This window comes from Flavobacteriales bacterium (assembly GCA_020635795.1).
Classification (GTDB): Bacteria; Bacteroidota; Bacteroidia; order Flavobacteriales_E; family Vicingaceae; genus Vicingus.
Genome location: JACJZD010000001.1, coordinates 734326 through 755553, shown reverse-complemented (window position 1 = coordinate 755553; position 21228 = coordinate 734326). Strand labels below are relative to the sequence as shown.

Here is a 21228-nt window from a genome sequence, read left to right as displayed (position 1 = left end):
AATTAAATTGTAGCCTATTTTTTTACTTTGTTATACTCGAAAACACTAAGTTTTCGATAAAATCGGATACCTCAAACTTGTCTTTGAGAGTGTTAAAATCAGTTAAAGACGGCAAATTTTGCTGATAAAAATTTTGTGAGTGAGCCATTTCTACAATGGTACTTGATAACGAACTCGGGTATTTGTACTTCGGATTGTATTCTAAAATTAAATCTGCAATTCGTGAACACAATTGTTTATACGGCTGAAAAAGTTTATTAGAGTTGTCTTCGGCAACATGTCGTGTTAAATACGACTTTGCTCCTTCCTTCATTACAATTTCATAAAGCAGTTTTTCATTCACATGAACAATAGTTAAATCATCCTCAACAGGCGAAGAGATAAATTTAATTGCAACCTTTAATTTGGTTTCAGGGTTACTAATGTTATTTGTTTCATAAAGTAATCTATACTCCTGCCAACACCAATACCAATCCACAATATACAACAACAACCTGTGTTTGTTTTCAAAATAACGATACACACTGGCTTCTGTTGTGCCTATTTCAATAGCTAATTTTTTAAATGTAAAATCTTCAAAACCAATTTTGTGTATTAATATAATGCTATGTTGTATTATACGCTTACCCAATTCCGACTCTTCTGGATTTCTCAAGAAAAGTTTTTCATTCATTTTAAAGTTTACGGATACATTCATGATGATTAACAATTTTTAACAAAGGTAAAAATATTTTTTGTAATAGTATTACTATCATGTTAAATAATATTACTATTTTTGACAAAAGTTTTAAAAACAATCAATTTATGAATAACTTATTTAAACACATTAAAAACGATTTACCAGCAAGTGTAGTCGTATTCTTCGTAGCTCTACCTTTATGTTTAGGTATTGCATTAGCATCAGGAGCCCCATTATTTTCAGGTATTATCGCCGGTATTGTCGGTGGTATTGTAGTAGGTATGGCTAGTGGCTCACCATTAGGCGTTAGTGGTCCGGCCGCTGGTTTAGCCGTTATTGTTTTAGGAGCCATCGCCACGCTAGGCTCATGGGAAACCTTTTTATTAGCAGTAGTTCTAGCAGGTGTTATCCAACTTATTTTAGGATATTTGAAACTAGGTACTATTGCTTACTACTTCCCTTCATCAGTTATTAAAGGGATGCTTTCTGGTATTGGATTATTAATTATTCTAAAACAAATACCTCATGCTTTTGGTTACGATGCCGATTTTGAAGGCGATTTAGCTTTTATACAACCAGATGGAGAAAATACTTTTTCCGAATTGTACCACATGCTTAACTATATAACACCTGGTGCAATTATTATTTCAATCATATCTCTATTCATTTTAATTTTCTGGGAACAGGTTTTAATGAAAAAATCGAAAGTATTTGGAATGATTAATGGTCCTTTGGTAGCAGTGCTTTCAGGTATTCTTATTAATTACTTGTTTCAGAACAACATTCTTCCATTTAGCTTATCGGGAAAACAAGTAGTTCAGATTCCTGTAGCTTCTAATGTAGGAGAATTTCTAAGTCAATTTACACTTCCTGATTTTACTCAACTTAATAACCCACAAGTTTATGTTATTGCATTTGTTTTAGCAATAGTAGCAAGTTTAGAAACACTATTGTGTGTTGAAGCTACCGACAAACTTGATCCAGATAAAAGAGTAACGCCAACAAATCGAGAATTAAAGGCTCAAGGGTTTGGTAATATTATTTCAGGTTTAATTGGGGGTTTGCCTTTAACTCAAGTTATTGTAAGAAGTTCTGCAAACATCTCATTTGGTGGTAAAACAAAAATGTCGGCAATTATTCACGGTTTCTTTTTATTGATTTGCGCCATTACTATTCCTGCACTATTAAACATGATTCCTCTCGCTACACTTGCTTCAATTCTTTTAATTGTTGGTTATAAGTTGGCAAAACCAGCTTTATTTAAAATGGTTTACAAACAAGGCTTAGAACAATTCATTCCTTTTGTGGCTACAATAATTGGTATTCTGTTCACCGACCTTTTAAAAGGTATTGCAATAGGAATGGTATTCGCAATATTTTATATTTTACGTAACAACTTTAAAAACCCTTTTTACATCCTAAAAAATGAAAAAAAAGAAGGTGAAGAACACGTTGTAACTTTATCAGAAGAAGTAACCTTTTTAAACAAAGGAAGCATTTTGCAGATGTTAAATCACGTTCCTAGTAATTCTACAGTTGTAATTGATGGTACCAGTACAAAAAGCATTCATTTTGATGTAATTGAAATTATTCAAAACTACATGGTAAGTGCTAAAACAAAAGGAATAACCGTAACTGTAAAAGGCATAACTATTAATTAAAAAACAATAAAAATTTACATATGAAAACATTAACTAAAGAAATGCAAGCAGCATTAACACCAGAGAAATCAATTGAAATATTAAAAAAAGGTAACGAACGTTTTGTAAACAATTTAAAAGCAAACAGAAACTTGTTACAACAAGTTAACGAAACATCTGATGGTCAACATCCATTTGCAGTAGTTTTAAGTTGTATCGATTCCAGAACAAGTGCAGAACTTATCTTTGACCAAGGTTTGGGTGATATTTTTAGTGTTCGAATTGCAGGCAATATTGTAAACGAAGATATTTTAGGTAGTATGGAATTTGCTTGCAAGGCAGCTGGAGCTAATGCTATTGTCGTTTTAGGTCATACAAAATGTGGTGCAGTTAAAGGTGCTTGCGATGATGTAAAACTTGGTAACTTAACCGTTTTATTAGATAAGCTAAAACCAGCAATTAATGCTGAAAAAACAGTTACTAATGAAAGAAATGCCTCGAACAGTGAATTTGTAGAAAAAGTAGCCAGCATTAATGTTAAAATGGCAATGCAACAAATTCTAGATAAAAGTCCTATCTTAAAAGAAATGATTAATCAAAAAGAAATTGCAATGGTAGGCGGAATGTACGATGTTGAAACTGGTGAGGTTGATTTTTATGAATAAAACAAAAATCCACGATTAAATACTTTTCATTTTAGTTATCTTTACAAACTCTTAATGTTTCATATAAGGGAATATTAAGAGTTTGATTTTTTTATACCCATGAATATATCAACCGTAAAAATTGGAATCTTAGGTGGTGGTCAATTAGGCAGAATGTTGATTAATGCTGCAAATTTGCTCAATTTAACCACTTATGTGTTAGACCCCAATGAAAATTGTCCTTCTGCCAACATTTGTTCAAAGTTTGTTAAAGGAAGCTTTAAAAACTACGACGATGTTTTAGCTTTTGGACAGTTAGTAGATGTTATTACAATTGAAATTGAAAGTGTTAATACTGAAGCCCTCTTGAAACTTCAAGAAATGGGTAAAAAAGTTTACCCAGAGCCTTCAAAAATTAACATCATTAAAGACAAAGGTTTACAAAAACAATTTTACAAAAACCATCAACTTCCTACTTCTGCATTTCAGATTTTTAGCGATAAAAATGCTTTACTTGCTGCACTTGAAAACAATACAATAAAAATACCCTTTGTTCAAAAAGCATGTAGAGATGGGTATGATGGCAGAGGTGTAGCAGTTATTAAAACCAAAGAAGATTTAAAATTGTTATTAGACGGTGAAAGTTTAGTCGAAAATTTGGTTGATTTAAACAAGGAAATAGCTGTTATTGTTGCTCGAAATTCAACAGGAGAAATAATGACTTTCCCCCCTGTTGAAATGACGTTTAACCCAAAAGCCAATTTGGTCGAAAACTTAATTTCTCCAGCTCAAATTGACAAAGAAACAACAGAAAAAGCGCGAAAATTAGCTTTAGATGTAATGAATGCTTTTGAGCTTACTGGTGTTTTAGCTGTTGAGATGTTTTTAGATAAATCAAACAATATTTTAATTAACGAGGTTGCTCCTCGCCCTCACAACAGCGGTCACCAATCTATTGAAGGGAATTTTACCTCGCAATACCAACAACATTTAAGAGCTATTTTAGGATTGCCTTTAGGGAGTACGAATATTACCTTGAATTCGGTGATGATAAATTTATTGGGTGAAGATAATTATTCGGGAATTCCAATTCTGGAAGGTATAGAAGAATGCTTAAAACTTGAAGGAGTGAATATACACATGTATGGTAAAAAAGAAACTCGTCCGTTTAGAAAAATGGGACATGTTACCATTATTGATAGTAATTTAGAAAATGCCAAACAAAAAGCCGATTTTGTACAACAAACATTAAAAATAAAAGCATGAGCAAAAATCCAGTTGTAAGCATCATTATGGGGTCTGATTCTGATTTACCAATCATGAAACAAGCTGCCGAAATTTTAGAACAATTCAATATTGCTATTGAAGTAACTATCGTTTCTGCACACCGTACTCCTGATAGATTAATTAAATTCTCTAAAGAAGCCGCATCAAGGGGAATAAAAGTAATTATTGCTGGAGCTGGAGGCGCTGCTCATTTACCAGGAATGGTGGCTTCGGTTACAACACTTCCTGTTATTGGAGTTCCAATTAAATCTTCTAACTCAATTGATGGTTGGGATTCAGTTTTATCCATTTTACAAATGCCATCAGGTGTTCCTGTTGCAACCGTTGCATTAAATGGAGCAAAAAATGCGGGTATTTTAGCGGCACAAATTTTAGGCACTAACGATGATAAAATTGCCAAAAAAATAGCCGACTACAAAAAATCACTTTTAAAAGAGGTTGAAGAGAAATTCAATAAGCTTGAGAAAGTAGGTTACAATGCCTATTTAAAACAGAAATAATATCAATTCTTGAGTTATTCATCAATGCTTATATTCATTAGTTTTGATTCATGAATAAGGTAATTCTATTTTTATTTGTATCGTTATTGACTAACACCATCTGTGCTCAATTCTCTGAAACGGTTTCATCTGACAGACCAGGTCAAGCCTTTGCTCCAAACTCAGTTGGAAAATATGTTATTCAATCGCAAACAGGCATCGATTTTGGTGGTTATTCGGGTAATGCAAATTCAACTGGAAACAGTATAGCTCCAAACACCTTTATTCGTTATGGAATTACTAAAAAAATTGAACTAAATACTGCTTGGGAATTTCGAAATGATTCATACAAAGACAACAATTTCGAAAGTTCAACCAATGGTTTAAGTTTTAGCTCGGTTGGAACTCGTTTAAATGTTTTTGAAGGAAATGGTAATTCGCCAGCCATTGGTATTTTAGCATTGGTTAAACTACCCATTTTAGCACAATCGTATAACTTTAACAACATTGCTCCTCGCCTATTGGTAATTGCAGGTGGTAGCTTATCGGAAAAATTTGCCTACATCTTAAATTTTGGAATTGATTTTGACGGCAATGGAACGAGTCCATCTGGCTTATATGTTGCGAATCTTGGCTACTCCATTTCTCCAAAATTTAGTACCTTTATTGAAAACTACGGTAGTTTTGGAAGTAATTATTTTGACCATCGTTTCGATACTGGTCTTGGATATTTAATCAATAACAACATTCAATTAGACATTTATGGTGGTTTTGGAAACAACAACGATACTATTGATTATTTTACAAGCCTAGGTGTAACATGGAGAATAACCTCTATAAGAGACAAACACTTGAATAACCAACCTAACTAAAATCTTAAGATGAAAAAACAATTTTTAAATCTAGTTTTTGGATTAATAATATTATCTAGTGCATCTGCACAACCACAAACTGACAGTACCAATATAAATAACGATTCGATAAATGCTTCCATTTTAGCTAACTACAACCAGCAACTACTACAAATTGAACAACAACGATTAGCAGACTCAGTAAAAAAAGCCGAACTTGAAATAGAGTTGAGTTCGTTAAAAACTACTGATAATCTTAAAAAAGAGGAGTTACAAAAACAACTTGAAGAAATAAGTAAACAAGAAGAAAATCGATTGGCTCAAAAAAAAGCTAAAATTGATTCATTAAGATCAACAGCAAAGGGCTTTCCTGTACTAGGCTTCTTTAACGATACATTGTTTACTATTTATAACAAATCAGGAAGTTTCTCAGCTAAAGAACGTGCTCTAGCTATTGCAAACAAAATAAAAAATTTAAGTGATGTTTTCGGTTTCAAAGAAGATTCGTTAAAACTTATACCCTCTGAAGCTACGTTAGATTTAATTTATGATGAAACCATTATCATCAGTATTTCTGAGAGCGACGCTTTATGGAACAATGTTACAAAACAAGAGTTGGGTTCAACTTACAAAACAGTTATTGCTCAAGCAGTATTAAACTACAAATCAGAAACAAGTGTAAGCACTCTTGCAAAAGAAATAGGCTTGGCACTTTTGGTACTTATCATTACAGGATTTTTATTGTTTTACATTGGTAAACTATTTAAATGGACTGCCACAAAAATTGAAGAGCAAGAAGACAAAAAAATAAAAGGTATAAAAATTAAAAATTATACCTTGTTTGATGCAAAACGACAAATTAATGCTTTATTAACATTAAACACTTTATTAAAATGGGTGGTGATTTTATTAGTTATTTACATCGCTCTGCCTATTTTGTTTGGAATTTTTCCTTGGACAAAAGATTTAGCTCAAACTCTTTTCGGGTATATTTTAAATCCTGTAAAACGAATTGCTTCAGGATTATGGAATTATCTTCCAAATTTGATAACCATTTTAGTTATTGTTTTTGTATTCAGGTATGTTTTTAGGGGGTTAGCTTTCTTAAAAAATGAAGTAGAAAATGGCAATTTAACATTACCAGGCTTTTACACCGATTGGGCAAATCCAACTTATCAAATCGTTAAAGTAATTGTATTTGCTTTTATGTTAATTGTTATTTTCCCTTATCTACCAGGTAGCGACTCTCCTATTTTTCAAGGTGTATCAGTATTTTTAGGTTTCTTATTCACCTTTGGTTCGGCTGGTTCACTATCCAATGTTATTGCAGGTTTAGTGTTAACTTACATGCGTTTGTTCAAAATTGGCGATAGAGTTAAAATTGGTGAAGTAGTTGGTGATGTTATCGAAAAATCATTGTTAGTGACTAGAGTTAGAACAATTAAAAACGAGATTATTTCTATTCCTAACTCTACGGTTATGAATAGCCATACCGTAAACTATAGTAGTGATGCTCCTGAAAAAGGGTTAATTATCCATTCAACAGTAACAATTGGTTATGATGTGCCTTGGAGAGATACTCAACAAGCGTTGATTGATGCAGCTTTAAAAACAGAATTGATTTTAAAAGAGCCAACTCCATTTGTATTGCAAACGAGTTTGGATGATTTTTATGTTTCTTACCAAATTAACGCTTACGTAAGAGAGGCCAACAAACAAGCTTCTATTTATTCAGCCTTACACCAAAATATTCAAGATGTTTTTAATGAACGAGGTATAGAAATTTTATCTCCACATTATAGAGCTGCTCGTGATGGAAACATGACCACAATTCCTGCAAATTATTTGGATAAAGACTATAAAGCTCCTACCTTTAATGTAAATGTTAAAAAAGATTAATGAGCATTAGACAAAACCTATATAAAATAGTTTTTGAACACGACACCAAAGCGGGTAAACAGTTTGATATAGCTTTACTTTGGCTTATTCTTTTTAGTGTAATTGTAGTTATGCTGGAGAGTATCCCACAATTGGGTGTTCGTTTTGCTGACGAATTTTTAGTTGTTGAGTGGGTGCTAACCGTTTTGTTTTCAATAGAGTACTTATTAAGAATTTGGATAACTCATCAGCCCATTCGTTACGTTTTTAGTTTTTGGGGGATTATCGACTTATTATCAATTCTACCTACTTATTTGAGTTTATTTATTACAGGCTATCATTACTTATTGATTGTTCGAATATTTAGATTATTAAGGGTGTTTAGGGTGTTAAAATTGGCTCGTTTTAATGCTGAAGCACAAGTCTTAATCAATGCCTTAAAATCGAGTTCGTACAAAATCAGTATTTTTTTAATGGCTGTGGTTTCAATAGTAACACTTTTAGGTACATTAATGTATGTTATTGAAGGTGGCGAAGAAGGTTTTACCAGTATCCCGCAAAGTATTTATTGGGCAATTGTAACGGTAACCACTGTGGGTTATGGCGATATGGTTCCGCATACTGTAATAGGTAAGTTTATTTCTTCTATTGCCATGATAATTGGTTATGCAATTATTGCAGTACCAACAGGTATCGTTACAGTAGCCATGACCAAATCGAACACTTCCAATAAAAATTGTACAAATTGCAATTCAAGCATTACTGAAAATGATAATTTCTGTAGTAACTGCGGCGAACAACTAAACAAATCTTAACATGAACGAATTTTTAAATTATAGCTTATTAGAATTTGGAAATTTTAACCTCAAGGTTACTTCAATACTTTCGTTAGCTGCATTCTTTGTATTTGTTTTTATTGTGCTACTCATTGTAAAAAAAGCCATTAACCGAACATCTAAATTTGATGTTGCTCGTAAATATGCCATTTTTAGTCTAGTAAAATATTTTACACTCGTTGTTTCAAGTGTTATCAGTTTACAAATTTTAGGCTTTAATCTTTCCGTTTTATTGGCAGGTTCTGCTGCTCTATTGGTAGGTTTAGGTTTGGGTATGCAAAACCTGTTTAGCGATTACATTTCAGGTATCATTATTTTAATTGATTCATCAGTAAAAGTAAACGATGTTATTGAGGTTAATGGCATGGTTTGCAAGGTTATTGAAATAAATTTACGTACTACCACAGTGTTAACAAGAGACGACAAATACATTATTTTGCCAAATACCGATTTAACTCGAAATCACCTAAACAATTGGACTCACAACGATTTAGCTTCGCGGTTTGAAGTTACTGTTGGTGTTGATTACAGTTCGGATGTGAAATTAGTAATGGAAATTTTAAAAACGGCGGTAGATAATCAAAATGGGATTTTGAAAAAACCTGCACCATTTATACGTTTTAACGATTATGGCGACTCATCGTTAGATTTCTGTATTTATTTTTGGTCGGAAGATGTTTTTAGAGTTGAAAACATAAAAAGCGAAATGCGTATTAGAATATTTGAATTATTTAAAGAACATAATATTACTATACCTTTCCCACAACGAGTACTTCACCACGTTAACAAACCAAACTAATGGAAGAACAAATTAAAGAATTGATGTACAACCCCTTGATGGTAAAATTTACCATGATTTTTATTGGTTTGTTGATTATTTGGGTAATTATTAAAGCCATTCAAAAAAACCTACTCACCAAAATAAAAGACAACGACAACAAATACAGGGCAAAAAAGCTCAGCAGTTTTGTTGGATATTTGCTTACCATAGTTTTGTTAACCGTAGTTTTTAGCGAAAAATTGGGTGGTTTAACAGTTGCTTTGGGAGTTGCAGGTGCAGGTATTGCGTTTGCCTTGCAAGAAGTTATAGCCTCATTTGCTGGATGGTTAGCCATTATGTTTGGTGGCTTTTATAAATCGGGCGATAGAGTTCAATTGGGTGGTATTAAAGGCGATGTAATGGATATTGGTGTGTTACGTACCACCATTATGGAAACAGGGCAATGGGTTGATGGCGATTTATACAATGGTCGAATCGTTTTAATAGCAAACAGTTTTGTTTTTAAAGAACCCGTTTTCAACTATTCTGGCGATTTTCCTTTTTTGTGGGACGAAATTAAAATACCCATTCAATTTGGTAGCAATTATGATAAAACCAACGAAATTTTATTAAAAGCTGGAAACGAAGTTGCTGGTGATTTGACTACAGAATCAAGAGAAGGTTGGCATACGCTTCAAAATAAATTTAGGCTTGAAGAAGCCATAACAGAACCAATGGTTTCGTTAGTGGTTAACGACAACTGGGTGGAATATACATTACGCTATGTTGTTAACTACAAAAAAAGAAGGCTAACCAAAACAGCCTTATTTACTAAAATCTTAAAAGAAGTGGAAGCTACCAACGGAGAAATCAAATTTGCTTCAGCAACTTTCCATTTGGTTGAAGCACCAGAGTTTAAGGTGAAAGTAACGCAGTAAAGATTAACTCGTTATGGTATAAACAAACCTAAAACAGATTCCGTGTCAAGCACGGAATGACGAACCCAATCAACTACCGTCATTGCGGAAAAATAGAGGAACGAAATTTTATCCGCAATCTTAAGGTTAGGTTAAGAAACAGAAAATACACAACAAAATTCAACTATTTGTCATCTCGACCTTGTGGAGAGATCTTCTAAATTGGGGTCTGTAAGATATAAAATAAGAAGATTTCTCCTTTTCGCTACGCTTCAGTCGAAATGACAAGAAAAAAAGTGTGAACTGCAAACTGCCGTCTTCCATCTTCGGTCTTCGGACTTCCTCCTTTACCCTCCCACCATTTTCTTAATCTCATTCAATTTCATTAAGGCTTCAACTGGCGTAAGCGTATTAATATCAATATTGATTAATTCTTCTTTGATGTTTTCTAAAACCGGATCATCGAGCTGGAAAAAACTCAATTGTAAATCATCAACATTTACTGTTGGCATAGCTTTTTTATTGCTTTTTTTGTTTTCTGGAGCTGCTTGTCCAGCATGCGATGCTTCAAGTTGAGCCAATACTTGATGTGCTCTATCCAACATGGGTTTAGGCATACCAGCCATTTTTGCCACATGAATACCGAAACTGTGGTTACTTCCACCCTCCACCAACTTTCTTAAAAAGATAATTTTGTTATTGATTTCCTTAACCGACACATTAAAGTTTTTGATGCGTTTAAAAGTGTTGGTCATTTCGTTTAACTCGTGATAATGCGTGGCAAACAAGGTCTTGGCTTTTGCTGTTGGGTGTTCGTGTAAATATTCGGCTATGCTCCAAGCAATAGAAATACCATCATAAGTGCTCGTTCCTCTTCCAATCTCATCCAACAAAATCAAACTTCTGTCTGATAAATTATTTAATATGCTTGCTGTTTCGTTCATTTCCACCATAAAGGTCGATTCGCCTTGAGAAATGTTATCCGACGCACCTACTCTAGTAAAAATCTTGTCAACCAAACCAATTTTAGCATGTTTTGCGGGTACAAAACTACCTATTTGAGCCATCAGAGTAATTAAAGCCGTTTGTCTCAACAGCGCAGACTTACCACTCATGTTTGGACCAGTAATCATAATGATTTGTTGCGATTTATCATCCAAATAAATGTTGTTCGCAACGTACTCCTCGCCAATAGGCAACTGCTTTTCAATAACTGGATGTCGCCCATCTGTAATATCAATGGCTTTTGTATTGTTTAATTCAGGCTTGGTATAATTGTTTTCAAGGGCAATGTTAGCAAACGACAACAAACAATCCAATTGAGCAATTAGCACTGCGTTTAATTGTATTGGAGCAATATAATCAGCTAAACCAAGCACCAAATCGTTAAACAACTGCGTTTCCAGTTGCAGAATTTTTTCATCAGCACCTAAAATTTTGTCTTCGTATATTTTTAATTCCTCTGTAATGTATCGTTCTGCCTGGGTCAAGGTTTGTTTTCTAATCCAATTTTCTGGTACTTTATCTTTGTGGGTATTTCTAACCTCAATATAATAGCCATAAACATTGTTAAACGAAATTTTTAAACTCGGTATTCCCGTATTTTCAATTTCACGTTCTTGAATATCCATCAAGGCATCCTTACCTGAATTTAAAATTTTTCGTAAATCATCCAGCTCAGCGTTTACCCCATCGTTAATGACATCGCCTTTGCTAATCAAAACAGGTGGGTCAACTTTAATTTGTTGAGCAATTTTATCTTTTATAAGTGTACAAGGGTTTAATCGATCTCCAATTTTTTGTAACGACTCATTATTACTAGCTATACAAAATTGTTTAATAGGCTCAATAGCCTCCAATGCATACCTCAATTGAACCACTTCACGCGGATGAATTCGAGCTGTAGCAACCTTCGAAATCAATCGCTCTAAATCGCCAATTAATCCAATTTGTTTGGTTAGTTGCGTGTTTAACTCTTGATTACACACCAATTCGCTAACCACTGCCAGCCTATCGTGTATCGGTTTTAGTTCTTTTAAAGGCAAAGTTACCCAACGCTTGAGCATTCTCGCTCCCATGGGTGAAATGGTTCTATCCAACACATCTACCAAAGTTTTGGCATTTTCGTTGGGCGAATAAATCAATTCCAAATTTCGAATGGTAAACCGGTCGAGCCAAACGTATTTGTCTTCTTCAATTCTCGATAAACTGGTAATGTGTTGTATTTTATCGTGTTGGGTATCCGACAAATAATGTAAAGCAGCACCAGCAGCAGCAACTGCAAAAGGTAAATCTTCAATACCAAACCCTTTTAACGAATTGGTTTGAAAGTGTTTTTGTAAAAGCTCTCGTCCAAAATCTTCGGTAAACGCCCAGTCGTCTAAACAAAAAGTGTAAAACTGGCTACCAAAAGTTTCTAAAAATTGCTTTTTGTTGTTACGCTGAAAAAGTACTTCGGTAGGTTTAAAGCCGTGCAGCAATTTATCAATGTATTCAAAATCGCCTTGTGCCACCAAAAACTCTCCTGTTGAAATATCTAAAAACGATACTCCTGCCGTTTTTTTATCGAAATGCACCGCTGCTAAAAAGTTATTGCTTTTATGGTCGAGGATTTGGTCGTTAAATGTAACACCAGGAGTAACCAATTCAGTTACTCCACGTTTTACAATTTTCTTCTCTTTACTTGGCGCTTCCAGTTGGTCGCAAATAGCAACACGCAAACCTGCACGGACCAATTTAGGTAAATACGTGTTTAACGAATGGTGTGGAAAACCAGCCAATTCAAGCTTTGAACCTCCGTTGTTACGTGAGGTTAATACAATACCAACAATGTTAGCGGTTTTTATGGCGTCTTCACCGAATGTTTCGTAAAAATCGCCCACCCTAAACAACAACAAGGCATCAGGATATTTCGCCTTAATTGCATTGTATTGTTTCATTAATGGGGTTTCCTTTTCTGCGGTTTTCGACACGTAAACGAGTATTTTTTCGGGTTTACACAAACTTACTGTAATGCCTAAAAAATTGATTGCTTTTTAAGCAATAGTTTTAAACAGAAATTGAGCAATTGTTGATAGGTTTCGTCATTATAGGATCGACCCGTAATCTACTTATGAAATTGATAAAGGTTTTCATCATTAAAAAAATTAACCACATAGACATATAGTTGTTTTGATATTTTGATAAACAACTAAGTAGAACAACATAGTTCTCCCGATATATTCGGGAGAAAATCTACTGTGAAGCTTTTTTAAATTGTTTAACCTTCATTCTTATTGTTTAAAACTATGTGCCTATGTGGTTTAAAAATACTGTTTTATGTAGTTTATTTGCCTCATATTTTATTACCATGTACAAAAAATTACAAAACGACGAGCTCAACCGAATTTCGAACCATGAGTTTAAAGAAACCGACAAAACGCCAATTGTAATTGTTTTAGACAACATTAGGAGTTTAAACAACATTGGTTCGGTTTTTAGAACGGCTGATGCCTTTTTAATTGAAGCCATATACTTGTGCGGGATAACTGCCACTCCACCACACCGAGATATACAAAAAACAGCTTTAGGAGCTACTGAAACAGTAACTTGGAGACACACCACTACCACTCTTGAAGCCATTACCGAATTAAAACAAAATGGCTACCAAATTGCTTCTATAGAACAAACCGAAAACAGCACGCTATTACATGAGTTTAAAGTTAAACCAACTGAAAAATGGGCCTTAATTTTTGGCAACGAAGTAAACGGTGTAGAACAAGCCGTAATTAACCAAAGCGACGTAGTAATAGAAATACCACAATACGGCACTAAACACTCTTTAAACATAGCCGTTAGTACAGGAATTGTAGTTTGGGAAATACAGAAAGAATACAAATCTATAAATGAAGTTTAACACAATCCTTAATTATAATATTTTACTCAGTAGCCAATTAATTTACTAAATTTGTTAGTATATGCGCAATCATAAATAAAATGAAGTATTCTATCTTAACTTTATTAGTAATTTTTACTTATAGTAGTGGATCCTGTCAATGGCCGTATACTGTAATTAGTACTACTTCACCATTTAATAATTTAACATCACCAATTTCGTTAAATAACAATAACGTCTGGACTGTTGATTCAACGTATACTATTCCTATTTCAAATTTTAATTTTGAAATTAATGGCACTCCTATTAACTCAATCCAAGTAGTTGCCGCTCGAGGAATTAGTTTTAACAATAATGTCTTTATTCTAAATGGTTATTGGACGGTTGTTGGTGGATCAAATGGGTCCCTATTGATTGATAAAGGAACTTCTTCAAGTTTATCACCAATTAATTATGAATTATCTGGTACACCTGGAAATCAGATAATGAAAATTGAATGGTTAAATGCTGGTTTTGTTTCTTGGTTTAACACTGATCCCTCTACATTTGCAAGTTATCAGATTTGGTTATTTGAAAATGACAAACATATTGAAATTCATTATGGTCCTACAAATACTAATCAAGTATTATTTCCTTATCAGGGCGTTTTTGTATCGTTTAAATGTTATGGAAATTATGGCGTATACATTTGTAGTAATCAATCAATACCAAATAGTTATTGGGTAGATATGACTCAACCAAGTTATTGTGCATTAACTGGATCTCCTGATGCTGGGAGGGTTTTTAATATTTCCCAAAATCCACTTTTTACTGGAATAAATCATACAAATATTTTATCAAATTATACTATATGCCCTAATCCTTTTAAGAATAACTTTGTTCTTAAAACAAAAGATCTTGTGAATGGACATTTTCAGATTTTTGATATAAAAGGCAAAGAATTAATCAATGAGCCAATCCATGAAATTAATACCATTATTAATTTATCAAACTTTTCATCTGGAATTTATTTTATCAAAATAAGAGACGAAAAAAATCATTTAGAATATTATAAATTATTCAAAGAGTAAAATCAATTTATTCTCCATCTATCATGATCTTGGTTAATAAATATCTTCCATAAAATATCAGAAAAACCAAATCTCTGAAATAATATAGAATACCTCAATATGGCACCAAACACTCCTTAAACATAGCTGTAAGCACAGGAATTGTAGTTTGGGAATTACAGAAACAGTTTAGGTAGATTGATCTTTTCTTGTTCTGTTATATAAAATTTTGTAAAATATAATCCAAAGAATAATCAGAATTAACCCTGAAAAAACATTCATTATATCGCCATGATATGAATTTGATATTCCAGATATTTGAATAGCCCCATATATAAAAATATAGATTCCAGAAATAAAAAAATACGAAGTTACTATTGCAATAAGTCCAGAAAGTAGTATTAAAATAATTTTATTCATACTATATAAATTTTCCATTGGCATTTCTACAAACCAAATATAAATAAAAAAGTCCCGCAATGTGCAGGACTTTTTTATTACTGTATAAGTTATGTATTAGTTAACAGCAGCTTGAAACTCAGCATCATCTCTAAATTTGATGAATTCTGCGTCAGTTTTAGCTTTAGCTTTTAAACCAGCATCTTTAGCAGTAGCAGATTTTAAGTTGTTTACTAACATGTTTTTGTCGTTTGAACGTGCACCAGCGATAGCTTTTAAGTAGTAAGATAAAGCTTCGTCTTTATCGTTAGAACCATCGATAGTAGCAGCAATTGCATTGTTACCAGCTAATAAGTTAGCTAAAGCAGCATTAAATGAATTAACACCTGAGTAGCTAGATTTAGCTGAGTTATAATCACCTTTTATGATGTAGATAATACCTTTGTTTTCATTAACTTCAGTAGTACCAGCACCAGCAGCTTTATCGTAGAAAGCCATTGCAGCATCGTTGTTACCATTTAACCTTTCGCAAACACCTAAGTTATTGTTAACAATAGCATTGTTTGGAGATAAACCAGCAGCTTTTTCAAACTGAGCTTTTGCATCAGCAACTTTGTTTTGAGCAATGTATAAGAAACCTAAATTATTGGCTCCTCTCCAATCGTTAGTAAATTTAGCAGCAAAACTTTTGTAGATAGATTCTTTTTTAGCATCATCAGTATACAAAGTAGAAGCATACATCATTTGTTCAGCATCTAAAGAATCAATTTTAGTATCAACCAACGTTTTTAATTCATCATCAGTTAAGTTATGTTTTTTCATTACAACATTAACTTCTGATCTTCTTAATTCAGGTAATACTTTTTTAGCAACTTCAGTATAAGTAGCAGCTAAATTTTTAATTTCTTCTTCTCTTTTAGTTAAATCAGAATAGGTTTCTAAAACTCTAATGATTAATTCTTTGTCTTTAATATCAGAAGCAGTCATTAAGTTTTTAAAACCAGCCCAGTCTTCACCTTTACCATTTAATTGAGATGCAGTAGCTGGCATTGCAATTTTAGCAGATTTGAAAGCTCCAGCCATCGCTTTATCAGCAGAAGCAGCTCTTTCGTTAGCTAAGTTGTCATTTTTAGAAATTTCACCTTCTGGAGAAGCGTAAGCATCAACTACAACACCATTCACTTCCATTTTCACGTCTTTCGACCACATTTTCAAATTGTTAACCAATTCTTTCACATCTTTATCCGACATTTCAGAACCTCTAACAGTTGAATTGTTAACCAAGTAGTTAATCACCACTTTGTTATCTTTTAATTCAAATTTTTTGAAATTATCTTTAGCAATAATTGCTTTATCAGCAGACATAACCAATTTAGGAGTGATGATAGTTCCATCAGCAACTTTTCTAGGATCTAAACTTTTCGTTTGAGTTTTGTATTTACCATCAACTCTTAATTCTACAGTAGCATTATGCATTCCATCTTTATATGGGATAGTAGCAGAGTGAGAGAAAGAACCACCTTTTTCGTAGTTAATTACTGCTCCTTCTTCTTCAGAAACCTCTCCTTTTAATTTTAATGGAGCAAAAGCTTCTTCTCCACCATCATACTTAATTACTGGAGTAATTACTGCAGATACTTTTTTGTTAAAATATTTTGTTGGAAAGCTACCAGTTAAAGCAACTGCGATAGAATCCCCATGCATTTCAACTGGATTAGGCGTTAATGCAAAATTAACTTCATTTTGTCTTTTTATCATTTTAGACAAAGGATTACATGCTATGAAAACAGTTGAAGTTGCAACTGCTAAAGCCAATAATTTAGTGTTTTGGTTTTTCATCTTTTTATAGAATTTTTCTTTAAAATCTAGTTTAGTTTTTAGAACTGCAATAATAATCAATACTTTTAATTAAAAAAAATTTTTGGCTATATATTATAATGACTATTAGCTTTTTAATACCATTTTAATTTCTAGGGTATCATTACAATCTAAATATAATTCGTGAACTGTTTTATTTAGAGAGGGGTGTACAAAATCTGGGTGTATTTCATGCAATGGAATTAATACAAACTTTCTTTCCTGTAAATAAGGATGAGGAACCACCAAGTCTTCTTGTTTTAGAATATCATCGTTATAAAAAAGGATATCAATATCAATAGTTCTTGCAGTCCATTTTTGTTCAGTTCTTACCCTACCCAATTTATGCTCAATCTCTAACACTCGCTTTAAACAATCCTGCACCGTTAAGTTGGTTTCAACTTCAATTACTTTATTTAAAAAATCGGGTTGATTAGTATTGCCCCATGCAGTTGTCTGATACGTTGATGAATGTTTTAAAATCTCACCTACATTATTTTTAATAAGATGCTCAACTTTTTGGAATGTTTCCAAAACATTTCCCTCGTTTCCTCCTAAACCTAATATTAACTTGTTCATTTTATACTTTTAACTTCAAATTTCCGTCTTCCGACTCTCCAAACCACTCATCATACAACATTTACCACTGGTGTATTTGTACACTCTAATCACATTTACATGTTCTACTTTTGTAAAAGTAAATACTTTAACCAAATAATATTATGAAACAATTTTTTAAAATGATGTTCGCAAGTATGCTTGCCATGCTTGTAACCTTTTTTATAGCAATGATAATTTTTATTGCTGTAATTGGTACACTTATCTCTTCAGCAACTTCTTCAACAGAAAAGAAAGTTGATGTGAAAGAAAACTCCGTGTTACACTTAAAATTTGATTACGAAATAAAAGATCGTACTTCAAATAATCCGTTCGAAAACATTGATTTTTCGACTTTCGAAGCTCAAGAAAACTTAGGGCTAGATTTAATCTTAACCAATATTGAAAAAGCAAAAACCGACGATAGAATTAAAGGTATCTATTTAGATTTAACTTCAATGAGAACAGGTATGGCTTCTATTGAAGAAATTAGAAATGCATTAAAAGATTTTAAAAAATCAGGAAAATGGATCATGAGTTATTCTGAAGTTTACACACAAAGCACTTATTATTTGGCTTCGTTGTCAGATAAAATATATGTAAACCCAGCTGGGTTAGTTGAAATGAGAGGTTTAGCTACTCAATTGATGTTTTTCAAAAATGCTTTGGAAAAATTAGATGTAGAAATGCAAATTATTCGTCACGGTAAATTTAAAAGTGCAGTTGAGCCTTTTATGTTAGACAAGATGAGTGATTCGAACAGAGAACAAATGAATTTAATTTTATCTACTGCATGGGGTAGTATGTTAAAAGACATTTCGGAAAGCAGAAAAATTTCAATTGAAGAATTAAATGCTATTGCCGATGACATTAAAATTCAAACTGCTGATGATGCCATTAAATTTGGTTTTGTAGATAAAAAAATGTTTAAAGATGAAGTTTTAGAAGAATTAAAAGCAAAAACGGGTGCTGCTAGCTACAACGACATCAACTACATTTCGTTAAGAAAATACAGCAACGCAAAAGCCAAAGCAAACAAAAGCAAAAACGAAATTGCCATTGTTTATGCAAGTGGTGAAATAAACAGCGGGAAAAGCAAAGATGGAACAATGGGTTCTGAAACGATATCTGAAGCCATTAGAGAAGCACGTTTAGATGACAATGTAAAGGCTATCGTATTGAGAGTAAATTCTCCTGGAGGAAGTGCTTTAGCCTCGGATGTAATGTGGAGAGAGGTTGTTTTAGCTAAAAAAGTAAAACCTGTAGTGGTTTCTATGGGTGATGTAGCTGCTTCTGGTGGTTATTATATTGCTTGTGCTGCCGATAAAATTGTTGCAAGCGAAAAAACAATTACTGGTTCAATAGGTGTTTTTGGTGTTATTCCGAATGCTCAAGGATTATTCAATAATAAACTAGGTATTACATTCGATGTTGCTAAAACCAATAAACATGGCGACATCATGACCATTTTTAGACCATTAACTGCTGAGGAAAAAGACATCATTCAAATTGGTGTAGAAAAAATTTACGATGATTTTATCACTAAAGTAGGTGAAGGAAGAGGAATGAGTAAAGAAGAAATTGACAACATTGGACAAGGTAGAGTTTGGACTGGTTTAGATGCTAAAAAGATTGGATTGGTTGATGAAATTGGTGGTATCGACAAAGCCATTGCAATAGCTAAAGACTTAGCAAAATTAACCGACTACAAAACAGTTGACTATCCAAAATTGAAAGACCCATTTGAACAATTTATAATTAGCTTATCGGAAGGTGCTGAAGCTAAAATATTAAAAACTTACATGGGTGAAAACTACAAGTATTACCAAAAAGTTCAAACCATTGGAACTCAATCTGGCTACATGACTCGTATGCCTTATGAGATTGATTTTCACTAGAAGTTAATAATTAGTTGTTTAAAAGGAGTGAGATTTTTTCTTACTCCTTTTTTTTTGCATCTATATTAATGTAATTTAGCATTCGATATGCTTTTGTTTTATACGCCAAATATTGAAAAAACTGCCTCATCAATTACACTTGATGAAACAGAATCGAAACATGCTGTAAAAGTATTGCGACTTAATAATGGTGATAAAATAAATCTAATTGATGGAAAAGGTACTTTTTATGATGCCGAAATCACTCAAGCACACGCCAAGAAATGTGAACTAAAAATACTTTCAGCAAACTCTGAAAACAATACAAAACCACACATACATATTGCTATTGCTCCAACAAAAAACAACGACCGTTTGGAATGGTTTATTGAAAAAGCTACAGAAATTGGTATAAGCGAAATCACTCCAATAATTTGCCAACGCTCAGAACGAAAAGTGATTAAAGTTGACCGATTAGAAAAAACAGCCATTGCTGCCATGAAACAGTCGTTAAAAGCAACGTTACCAAAAATCAATGAGGCTGTTGCCATTAAAGATTTTATCAAAAACAATTCGCTTATCCAAAATTGCTTTATTGCTCATTGTTTGGATAATACTGGAAAACATTTATCGGAACTATGCATTAAAAACGAAGCTGTTATCGTTCTCATTGGCCCAGAAGGTGATTTTAGCAAAGAAGAAATTGAACTAGCAATAAAAACCAATTTTAAACCCATATCTTTGGGTAAAAGTCGACTAAGAACAGAAACTGCTGGTATTGTTGCTTGTCATACACTTAACTTGATAAATGAATATTTTTTTTAGAAATATACTTTTTTTCCTTCATTCCTTGCTTGACAAGGAATCCAGTCTTATCAGATTCTTGCTCTTTCTGGTTTCCTGCATTCGCAGGAATGAACAAATTGTGAAAACAACCATTTTAATTGTATTTATAGGTTCTTCATCGTTTTGTTTCGCTCAAAAATCAAGTTATCAAATTGCTTTATTAAAATACAATGGTGGTGGCGATTGGTATGCCAATTTAGAAACCTCATTACCCAACCTGATTAAGTTTTGCAATCAAAACCTAAAAACCAATATCAATAATGAACAAGCCATTGTAGAAGTAGGAAGTTCAGAAATTTTTAATTATCCATTTTTACACATTACAGGGCACGGAAATATTATTTTCAACTCCGATGAAGCTCAAAACCTTCGTAATTATTTGTTGGCAGGCGGATTTTTACACATTTCGGATAATTATGGGATGGATAAATTTATTCGCACTCAAATGAAGTTAGTATTCCCTGAACTTGACTTTGTATTGTTACCCAACTCCCACCCCATTTATCATCAGAAATACAATTTTAATCAAGGCTTACCAAAAATACACGAGCACGACAATAAGCCTGCTCAAGGTTTTGGATTGATTTACGAAGGGAAATTGGTTTGTTTTTACGATTACGAATGTGATTTAGGTGATGGCTGGGAAGATGCTGAAGTGCACAACAACACCGAAGAAAACAGAAAAAAAGCCTTACAAATGGGTGCAAATATTATCCAGTATGCTTTTGGTGAATAACTCCCCTGTCATACTGAGCTTG

At 33.0% G+C, this 21228-nt stretch carries 18 protein-coding genes; 14 read left to right on the top strand and 4 right to left on the bottom strand.

What is annotated here, in order from left to right; all coding sequences use genetic code 11:
• Window positions 1-22: 22 nt before the first annotated feature.
• A complete protein-coding gene (locus H6589_03245) occupies window positions 23-697 on the bottom strand; it encodes a TetR/AcrR family transcriptional regulator (GenBank protein MCB9173599.1) in 675 nt (224 codons plus the stop codon).
• A 107-nt stretch (window positions 698-804) separates the two neighbouring features.
• Between H6589_03245 and H6589_03240 the strand changes: the two genes are divergently transcribed.
• The 9 genes from H6589_03240 to H6589_03200 all read left to right on the top strand — a co-directional run bounded on the left by H6589_03240 (window position 805) and on the right by H6589_03200 (window position 9992).
• The gene (locus H6589_03240) at window positions 805-2340 is read left to right on the top strand and encodes a SulP family inorganic anion transporter (GenBank protein MCB9173598.1); all 1536 of its coding nucleotides are present in this window, start codon (window positions 805-807) and stop codon (window positions 2338-2340) included.
• A 20-nt stretch (window positions 2341-2360) separates the two neighbouring features.
• Entirely contained in the window at window positions 2361-2984 is a 624-nt protein-coding gene (locus tag H6589_03235; protein ID MCB9173597.1) for a carbonic anhydrase, read from the top strand.
• A 99-nt stretch (window positions 2985-3083) separates the two neighbouring features.
• The gene (locus H6589_03230; GenBank protein ID MCB9173596.1) at window positions 3084-4229 is read left to right on the top strand and encodes a 5-(carboxyamino)imidazole ribonucleotide synthase; all 1146 of its coding nucleotides are present in this window, start codon (window positions 3084-3086) and stop codon (window positions 4227-4229) included.
• Window positions 4226-4750: a 5-(carboxyamino)imidazole ribonucleotide mutase gene (purE, locus tag H6589_03225; protein MCB9173595.1), complete on the top strand. Its 525-nt coding sequence runs from the start codon at window positions 4226-4228 to the stop codon at window positions 4748-4750. The genes H6589_03230 and purE overlap by 4 nt, the downstream gene beginning before the upstream one ends.
• A 50-nt stretch (window positions 4751-4800) precedes the next feature.
• The gene (locus H6589_03220; protein MCB9173594.1) at window positions 4801-5601 is read left to right on the top strand and encodes a transporter; all 801 of its coding nucleotides are present in this window, start codon (window positions 4801-4803) and stop codon (window positions 5599-5601) included.
• 9 nt (window positions 5602-5610) lie between these two features.
• Complete coding sequence (locus H6589_03215; GenBank protein ID MCB9173593.1) at window positions 5611-7479, top strand: mechanosensitive ion channel; 1869 nt, start codon at window positions 5611-5613, stop codon at window positions 7477-7479.
• Window positions 7479-8273, top strand: a complete 795-nt coding sequence (locus H6589_03210) for an ion transporter (protein MCB9173592.1) — start codon at window positions 7479-7481, stop codon at window positions 8271-8273. Before H6589_03215 ends, H6589_03210 begins: the two co-directional genes overlap by 1 nt.
• A 1-nt stretch (window position 8274) precedes the next feature.
• On the top strand, window positions 8275-9093 hold the full coding sequence (locus tag H6589_03205) for a mechanosensitive ion channel (protein MCB9173591.1): 819 nt from the start codon (window positions 8275-8277) through the stop codon (window positions 9091-9093).
• Window positions 9093-9992 carry a mechanosensitive ion channel family protein gene (locus tag H6589_03200; protein MCB9173590.1) on the top strand — a complete coding sequence of 300 codons (900 nt, stop codon included), beginning with the start codon at window positions 9093-9095 and terminating at the stop codon, window positions 9990-9992. The genes H6589_03205 and H6589_03200 overlap by 1 nt, the downstream gene beginning before the upstream one ends.
• Window positions 9993-10318: 326 nt before the next feature.
• Here H6589_03200 and mutS read toward each other — a convergent pair whose 3' ends face one another.
• A complete protein-coding gene (gene mutS, locus H6589_03195) occupies window positions 10319-12910 on the bottom strand; it encodes a DNA mismatch repair protein MutS (GenBank protein ID MCB9173589.1) in 2592 nt (863 codons plus the stop codon).
• Between the two features lie 410 nt (window positions 12911-13320).
• Between mutS and H6589_03190 the strand changes: the two genes are divergently transcribed.
• Both H6589_03190 and H6589_03185 read left to right on the top strand, forming a co-directional pair.
• Window positions 13321-13866 (top strand): TrmH family RNA methyltransferase, encoded by a 546-nt coding sequence (locus H6589_03190; GenBank protein ID MCB9173588.1) that lies wholly within the window; start codon window positions 13321-13323, stop codon window positions 13864-13866.
• Between the two features lie 80 nt (window positions 13867-13946).
• A complete protein-coding gene (locus tag H6589_03185; GenBank protein ID MCB9173587.1) occupies window positions 13947-14915 on the top strand; it encodes a T9SS type A sorting domain-containing protein in 969 nt (322 codons plus the stop codon).
• A 495-nt stretch (window positions 14916-15410) separates the two neighbouring features.
• On the opposite strand, the gene H6589_03180 is transcribed toward H6589_03185, so the two are convergent.
• Window positions 15411-17132 carry a hypothetical protein gene (locus H6589_03180; GenBank protein ID MCB9173586.1) on the bottom strand — a complete coding sequence of 574 codons (1722 nt, stop codon included), beginning with the start codon at window positions 17130-17132 and terminating at the stop codon, window positions 15411-15413.
• A 105-nt stretch (window positions 17133-17237) separates the two neighbouring features.
• Window positions 17238-17729, bottom strand: a complete 492-nt coding sequence (folK, locus tag H6589_03175) for a 2-amino-4-hydroxy-6-hydroxymethyldihydropteridine diphosphokinase (GenBank protein MCB9173585.1) — start codon at window positions 17727-17729, stop codon at window positions 17238-17240.
• A gap of 143 nt (window positions 17730-17872) precedes the next feature.
• On the opposite strand from folK, the gene sppA reads away from it, so the two are divergent.
• The 3 genes from sppA to H6589_03160 all read left to right on the top strand — a co-directional run bounded on the left by sppA (window position 17873) and on the right by H6589_03160 (window position 21206).
• The gene (gene sppA / locus H6589_03170) at window positions 17873-19645 is read left to right on the top strand and encodes a signal peptide peptidase SppA (GenBank protein MCB9173584.1); all 1773 of its coding nucleotides are present in this window, start codon (window positions 17873-17875) and stop codon (window positions 19643-19645) included.
• Between the two features lie 87 nt (window positions 19646-19732).
• Complete coding sequence (locus H6589_03165; protein MCB9173583.1) at window positions 19733-20449, top strand: 16S rRNA (uracil(1498)-N(3))-methyltransferase; 717 nt, start codon at window positions 19733-19735, stop codon at window positions 20447-20449.
• A complete protein-coding gene (locus H6589_03160; GenBank protein MCB9173582.1) occupies window positions 20433-21206 on the top strand; it encodes a DUF4159 domain-containing protein in 774 nt (257 codons plus the stop codon). Before H6589_03165 ends, H6589_03160 begins: the two co-directional genes overlap by 17 nt.
• The last annotated feature ends 22 nt before the right edge of the window (window positions 21207-21228 follow it).

Bases quoted from the DNA above. Each gene is read 5' to 3' on its own strand.
- H6589_03190 (MCB9173588.1), top strand. From the start codon at position 13,321: ATGTACAAAAAATTACAAAACGACGAGCTCAACCGAATTTCGAACCAT.
- mutS (MCB9173589.1), bottom strand. From the start codon at position 12,910: ATGAAACAATACAATGCAATTAAGGCGAAATATCCTGATGCCTTGTTG.
- H6589_03245 (MCB9173599.1), bottom strand. From the start codon at position 697: ATGAATGTATCCGTAAACTTTAAAATGAATGAAAAACTTTTCTTGAGA.
- H6589_03185 (MCB9173587.1), top strand. From the start codon at position 13,947: ATGAAGTATTCTATCTTAACTTTATTAGTAATTTTTACTTATAGTAGT.
- H6589_03240 (MCB9173598.1), top strand. From the start codon at position 805: ATGAATAACTTATTTAAACACATTAAAAACGATTTACCAGCAAGTGTA.
- H6589_03230 (MCB9173596.1), top strand. From the start codon at position 3,084: ATGAATATATCAACCGTAAAAATTGGAATCTTAGGTGGTGGTCAATTA.
- H6589_03235 (MCB9173597.1), top strand. From the start codon at position 2,361: ATGAAAACATTAACTAAAGAAATGCAAGCAGCATTAACACCAGAGAAA.
- folK (MCB9173585.1), bottom strand. From the start codon at position 17,729: ATGAACAAGTTAATATTAGGTTTAGGAGGAAACGAGGGAAATGTTTTG.
- H6589_03200 (MCB9173590.1), top strand. From the start codon at position 9,093: ATGGAAGAACAAATTAAAGAATTGATGTACAACCCCTTGATGGTAAAA.
- H6589_03205 (MCB9173591.1), top strand. From the start codon at position 8,275: ATGAACGAATTTTTAAATTATAGCTTATTAGAATTTGGAAATTTTAAC.
- H6589_03165 (MCB9173583.1), top strand. From the start codon at position 19,733: ATGCTTTTGTTTTATACGCCAAATATTGAAAAAACTGCCTCATCAATT.
- H6589_03180 (MCB9173586.1), bottom strand. From the start codon at position 17,132: ATGAAAAACCAAAACACTAAATTATTGGCTTTAGCAGTTGCAACTTCA.
- H6589_03215 (MCB9173593.1), top strand. From the start codon at position 5,611: ATGAAAAAACAATTTTTAAATCTAGTTTTTGGATTAATAATATTATCT.
- sppA (MCB9173584.1), top strand. From the start codon at position 17,873: ATGAAACAATTTTTTAAAATGATGTTCGCAAGTATGCTTGCCATGCTT.
- H6589_03160 (MCB9173582.1), top strand. From the start codon at position 20,433: ATGAATATTTTTTTTAGAAATATACTTTTTTTCCTTCATTCCTTGCTT.
- H6589_03210 (MCB9173592.1), top strand. From the start codon at position 7,479: ATGAGCATTAGACAAAACCTATATAAAATAGTTTTTGAACACGACACC.
- H6589_03220 (MCB9173594.1), top strand. From the start codon at position 4,801: ATGAATAAGGTAATTCTATTTTTATTTGTATCGTTATTGACTAACACC.
- purE (MCB9173595.1), top strand. From the start codon at position 4,226: ATGAGCAAAAATCCAGTTGTAAGCATCATTATGGGGTCTGATTCTGAT.